Source organism: Acidiplasma aeolicum (genome assembly GCF_001402945.1).
Taxonomy (GTDB): Archaea; Thermoplasmatota; Thermoplasmata; order Thermoplasmatales; family Thermoplasmataceae; genus Acidiplasma; species Acidiplasma aeolicum.
This window is the reverse complement of sequence record NZ_LKBG01000014.1, coordinates 1-5,267: the sequence shown is the minus strand read 5'-3', so window position 1 is coordinate 5,267 and position 5,267 is coordinate 1. Positions and strand designations below refer to the sequence as shown.

At 33.3% G+C, this 5,267-nt stretch carries 7 protein-coding genes; 4 read left to right on the top strand and 3 right to left on the bottom strand.

What is annotated here, in order from left to right; all coding sequences use genetic code 11:
• Positions 1-146: 146 nt before the first annotated feature.
• The gene (gene doxD, locus AOG54_RS00835) at positions 147-722 is read left to right on the top strand and encodes a thiosulfate:quinone oxidoreductase large subunit (protein WP_054964408.1); all 576 of its coding nucleotides are present in this window, start codon (positions 147-149) and stop codon (positions 720-722) included.
• 5 nt (positions 723-727) lie between these two features.
• Positions 728-1,288, top strand: a complete 561-nt coding sequence (locus tag AOG54_RS00830) for a TQO small subunit DoxA domain-containing protein (protein ID WP_162200838.1) — start codon at positions 728-730, stop codon at positions 1,286-1,288.
• Here the strand turns inward: AOG54_RS00830 and AOG54_RS00825 are convergent, their stop codons facing one another.
• The 3 genes from AOG54_RS00825 to AOG54_RS00815 form a co-directional block, all read right to left on the bottom strand.
• Positions 1,289-1,891: a hypothetical protein gene (locus tag AOG54_RS00825; RefSeq protein WP_054964406.1), complete on the bottom strand. Its 603-nt coding sequence runs from the start codon at positions 1,889-1,891 to the stop codon at positions 1,289-1,291.
• A gap of 33 nt (positions 1,892-1,924) precedes the next feature.
• On the bottom strand, positions 1,925-2,104 hold the full coding sequence (locus AOG54_RS00820; RefSeq protein ID WP_055032269.1) for a hypothetical protein: 180 nt from the start codon (positions 2,102-2,104) through the stop codon (positions 1,925-1,927).
• Positions 2,105-2,177: 73 nt separating this feature from the next.
• Positions 2,178-3,128 carry a 3-hydroxyacyl-CoA dehydrogenase family protein gene (locus AOG54_RS00815; protein WP_055032270.1) on the bottom strand — a complete coding sequence of 317 codons (951 nt, stop codon included), beginning with the start codon at positions 3,126-3,128 and terminating at the stop codon, positions 2,178-2,180.
• A 139-nt stretch (positions 3,129-3,267) separates the two neighbouring features.
• On the opposite strand from AOG54_RS00815, the gene AOG54_RS00810 reads away from it, so the two are divergent.
• Positions 3,268-4,644: an APC family permease gene (locus AOG54_RS00810; RefSeq protein WP_054963792.1), complete on the top strand. Its 1,377-nt coding sequence runs from the start codon at positions 3,268-3,270 to the stop codon at positions 4,642-4,644.
• Between the two features lie 36 nt (positions 4,645-4,680).
• Positions 4,681-5,067 carry a hypothetical protein gene (locus AOG54_RS00805; protein WP_048102443.1) on the top strand — a complete coding sequence of 129 codons (387 nt, stop codon included), beginning with the start codon at positions 4,681-4,683 and terminating at the stop codon, positions 5,065-5,067.
• Positions 5,068-5,267 lie beyond the last annotated feature (200 nt).

Genomic DNA, 5,267 nt, shown 5'->3' with positions numbered 1-5,267 from the left:
AGATAAAAAATAATGGAATATAATTATTTTTTTTTATTTTGGGAATTAAAGATATATAAATTCATAAATTATTCAAGATTTCATAAAAATAATCAGGGATATGAAAAAATTTATATATTTTCATACAATATAATGCCTGATAAAAAATGTTAAATACAAGTAATGCTGAGGTCGATTTAAATGGTCTGGAGGGCCAGACAAAGATCGTAACCCCAACCCTGTATACATGGATATTGAGATTTGCAGTTGGCTGGGATTACTTTGATGGCGGATTAAGAAAGGCAGTCCTTGCACCACAAAAGCTTGCAGTTGGAACCCCTACCTTTGTTCTTAACAAGCTGGTATCATTCCTTCCACATGCAGGATTTTTTAAGGGATTTTTATTATTCGCATTGGAACATCCGGGATTTGCAGCACCGTTTATTACATTCTTCTCATTCGTTGAACTAACTGCAGGTGTACTTTTAATTGTGGGTTTCCTGACAAGGCTCGCGGCATTCGGTGGTGCAATGATGGCAATAGGATTTCAGCCTGCATTCTGGCTTGGCGCAACATGTGAAGATGAATGGCAGATAGGCATACTATTATTTGCTGGTTCACTCACGTTAATGCTAATAGGTGCCGGCAGGGCAATGGGACTTGACTACTTCCTTTACAAGAAATTCGGAGACAGGGGAATATCAAAGAACATACCCATATTGAAATGGATTAAATTATGGTGATAAAAATGAAGCCTGTGAAAAATGATGACAAAAAGGAAAATAAATACTGGCAAACAACAACAGGTAAAATACTGGTGGTAACTCTTGTATTTGCAATAATAGTTGTTGCATTCACGCTTGTAACAGGACAGATAGCATATGGAAATGTCTATGGAAAGCTATTTAATGATTCAAAGGTTCCTGATGTGCAGTTCCAGGGATCACCTTATGCAATGAATAATACATCTGGCTCAATACTGGTGTTTAATGTAACAGATCTTGATGGCCCAAACCAGGCAGCGGTAACTGAGATAATATTAACAAATGTAACAACCGGAAAGAATATAACATTAACATCACAGAATATCAGCATGGATATATACAGGGTTGTTGATGCAAAATACCATTACCATGACAATGTAAAATATAATAAATATAATGGGATATACGTTCCTCTCGGTGATGAGGCAACTATATACATGAACCTGACAACAAGCCTGCACCACAATCTCTCAGGAAAATACAAGGTAACACTGGTTGTACCAACACAGAAGGCAAAATTTGCAACCGCAGATGTAACCTTCTGATTATTTAAATAAATTATTTCTTTTTTTAATTAAATTAATTATAAATTTATCTGTTTTTCCATGCAGGATTAAAAGTTTGTATGCATTATAATATGTTTTTAAATCAAAAAATGTGCATTTTAATTCAATGTTATATGATACCGCTGGAAATAATATGCTTTTATTTTTCTGTGAAATTTCGGTTATATCATTTATTTTTAGGGAAATAAAGGGAACATCAGATATTATATTAAAATCGGCAGACTGGAAGAATAATAGATACCTATCATTAATGCATATTAATGCCTCTACATCATTGTTTTCCATTACCGATTTATTCACATCAAAATTATTATTTTTTATTATTACAAAATACGAATCAGAAAAATTATAGGTATTTTTTAATGATGAAATGCTGTATTTTCTTAAGCCCTTCAATGCACTTGAGTATGATAAATGATTGTATATGCTGAATGGAATTATAAATATCGATGTTATTATAATAAAGTATAATGCAATGTTCAGGATTAATATATAAATGGAGCCGTTCATTAAATAAAAAATAAGGGAGATTATTACCGAGGAAATTAATGATGCTATAAAGAATTTATAGGCTTTAATCATTTCATTAATATATTAATTTTTCAGTATATATTTTTAATGCCGGAACTTTATCAGCTTTAAATCTGGCATAACCTCTTTTTTAATTAATTCGGGAAGTGGTATGCCGGCCTCAAGCGCCCTTTTACATAAATTTACGGTTTCATCATGTGAAATTTCAATATATGTTCCATTTCTCCGGTAAATTACCATATATCCAAGATCATCACAGTCCATGTACTTTTATTTTAACATAAACATTAAGCTTTTTGCAATGCATGCTTCCGGAATTTAATATTTAAAAATAATATTATTTTGTATAATCATAGAATCCCCTTCCAGACTTTCTGCCCATATAACCTGCCCTGATGAGATTTGTCAATGTTTCAGATAAATTAAATCTGTCGCCGTAAACATCCTTAAATGTTTTTAACACATCATAAACAATATCAAGGCCCACATAATCGGCAAGTTCAAATGGCCCCATTGGGAATCCGGCACCATATTTCATTGCAGTATCTATATCCTCCTTTGTGGCTATATTTTCATCATAGACCTTTATGGCCTCATTAATTACCTGCAGCAAAATTCTGTTTACAATAAATCCGGTTTTGTCCCTGGTCATCACCGGCTGCATATTGTTTCTATGGTTTTTCATGCCCTTCAAAAGGTCATAGGCCTGTTTTGCGGCATCATCAGAACCCTGTGTTGATGGCGCGATTTCAACAAGTGGCAGTGTGTATGGCGGATTAAAGAAATGCATTAATATTACCTTTTTCGGATTCTTATAATATGATGCCATCTCTGTAACGCTTAACGATGAGGTATTTGTTGCCATAATGGCATCATCAGATAAATATCCTGAAATCTCCTTAAATATTCCATTTTTAATTTCCTGTTTTTCAAATGCTGCCTCAATGACCAGATCACATTTTGAAAGGTTCTCATATTTATCTGTAATTTTTATTCTTTTTTCCAGATCATTTTTGTCTATTTTATGCGAGAAATAATTATTGATTTTTTCCTTCTGCTCCAGGCTAAGCTTTAATCCCATCCGCTCAATTCTGGATACCTCCCTTTCTGGAAGCCTTTCATAATAGGAATTATAATCATCAACAATTTTTTCTATGTGCTTAAGGCCCCTTGTGGCAAAATCCATATTAACATCCTTTAAAACCACATTAAATTCATTGTATGCAAACACCTCGGCTATGGCAGATCCCATTGCACCTGCTCCTATAATTCCTATATTTTTAAACATTTTAATCAGTAAATTATCATTCATTTATATTAAAAATTTATTGTGTGGCGGATACTTTATTTAAATATATTATGTATACATAATAAACATTAATGAATACTTTTCATCAAGGTTAAATAAAAAGTTGCAATACACATGCATGGATAATGAACTTAAAAGAAATACATTAGGACTTTCAGGATTAATTTTTCAGGGAATGGGACAGCTATCTCCATTATTTACATTTGATGGGATTATAAGCGTGGCTGCCTTCGCACTGGGTGCAAGCCCCCTGGCATTTTTAATAGGCATGGTGGCATCGCTTCTTACAGGAAATACACTGTACCAGTTCTCAAAAAGAACAGCCTCCGCCCGTGGGTATTATGGATATGCATCAATGAGCCTCGGGCATGGCACAGGTTTTTTTACATCATATATTTATATACTTTATCAGATTGCAAATTTGATGTTTGTTTTTTCGTTCTTTATAATGATTTTTAATCCGGCTCTTGAATATATCACCGGAATAAATATTCCATTCTATTTTTCTGTAATAATTATTTCATTATTAATAATGCCATCATTTTATATGGTTTACAGGGGATTAAGGCCATCGTTTAGATCGCAGATAATTTTAAATTCCATTGAGATTGCATTTGTTGTGATAATATCTGTGGAAATCATCATAACATCGCATGATAATTCAATAATACCATTCACTCCCGTGTCAGGATATAAATCATTATTCCTTGGATTTATAACAGGAAGCTTCCTTGCATACACAGGGTATGGATCAATTGTTCCACTTGGCGAGGAGGCAAGGGAGCCCAAAAGGAATATTGGCATTGCAATTCTGGCAATGATACTTATAATTGGCGTCCTCGACCTTTTAATATCATACGCCCTTGTTGTTGGCTTTGGGATAAACAGCATGGATAATTTCAGCAATTTATTAATACCATCATTTATGGTGATACAGAGCCATGCAGGCCGTGTTGTTGATTTAATATTCTTCATTTTGAATATTATAATTATTTATACATTGTTTAATACAATTGCAACATCATTAACAAGAAACATATACGCAATGGCCAGGGATGGATTCCTTCCGGAAAGGTTTTTAAAACTTAACAGCCACAGTGTCCCGCACAATGCGCTTTACCTCACTGCAATCATATTCACTGTTTCTGCATTAATTTCCGGTGCAGTATTTTATCTATATTTTTCATATTCCGGATTTTTAGACGAGTTTATTATGTATGCCACTGTAAGCTCATTATCAACACTTATTATACATTTAATAACAAATACTGGATTGAGCAGGGTAAGAAAATCAATGCTGACCGATGCCGTGCTTCCATCAATTTCATCAATAATCATTCTTGTAGCTTTCTATTATACATTTTCTGATTTTGGATTTCCATTTTTATATTCTGAACTTATACTGCTGATTTATTCAATTTTAATCATAACCATTTATTTCACGAAATTATATGGAAAACATTTGAAAATAGCTGAAAATAACATAAAAATTTAAACTAAATATTTAAGTAGTAAATTTTGATATAATGTTATGGAAATATTCAAAAAGGAGAGGGTGTTTAACACACAGAAGGATTTAAAGGCTGTTGTGCAGGATTTCTCAGATTACCTTACAAATAATAACTGGAAGGTTCAGAGCAATGTGCAGGATAATAAGGCCATATTGCAGGCACAGAAGGCTGGCATTTTAAGGGATATTATTGCAGCCGACAGGGCATTAACATTTACCTTTGAAAAGCAGGATGATGGCATACATGTTCATGTTGGCGTTGGAAAGCTTCTCCAAAATCTTGGGGTAACGGCAATCGAGGCCTTATTTTTATCGGAGATTTTTATTGTTGTTGATGTCCCCGAGATTGCGTGGACAGATCATGTTGAAAAGCAGCTTATGCAGCAGCTTCAGCAGATTGCCCAGTAGATTATAATAAAATTTACTGGCAATATGATTTTTTTAAATTTTAATTAAAAATAAAAAGATGATAATTATATAATTTCATTTTGGAATGATACGGTCAAGATTTTCATTTACCAGCAATTTTTTATCGATTTTACCAACAAGTGTTTTTGGCAGCTCATCCCTGAATTCTATGATTTTTGGCACCTTGTAAACTGCAAGCT

What these genes read in the sequence shown, in the direction of transcription:
- doxD (WP_054964408.1), top strand. Translation starts at nt 147, where the DNA reads ATGTTAAATACAAGTAATGCTGAGGTCGATTTAAATGGTCTGGAGGGC.
- AOG54_RS00830 (WP_162200838.1), top strand. Translation starts at nt 728, where the DNA reads ATGAAGCCTGTGAAAAATGATGACAAAAAGGAAAATAAATACTGGCAA.
- AOG54_RS00825 (WP_054964406.1), bottom strand. Translation starts at nt 1,891, where the DNA reads ATGATTAAAGCCTATAAATTCTTTATAGCATCATTAATTTCCTCGGTA.
- AOG54_RS00820 (WP_055032269.1), bottom strand. Translation starts at nt 2,104, where the DNA reads ATGGACTGTGATGATCTTGGATATATGGTAATTTACCGGAGAAATGGA.
- AOG54_RS00815 (WP_055032270.1), bottom strand. Translation starts at nt 3,128, where the DNA reads ATGTTTAAAAATATAGGAATTATAGGAGCAGGTGCAATGGGATCTGCC.
- AOG54_RS00810 (WP_054963792.1), top strand. Translation starts at nt 3,268, where the DNA reads ATGGATAATGAACTTAAAAGAAATACATTAGGACTTTCAGGATTAATT.
- AOG54_RS00805 (WP_048102443.1), top strand. Translation starts at nt 4,681, where the DNA reads ATGGAAATATTCAAAAAGGAGAGGGTGTTTAACACACAGAAGGATTTA.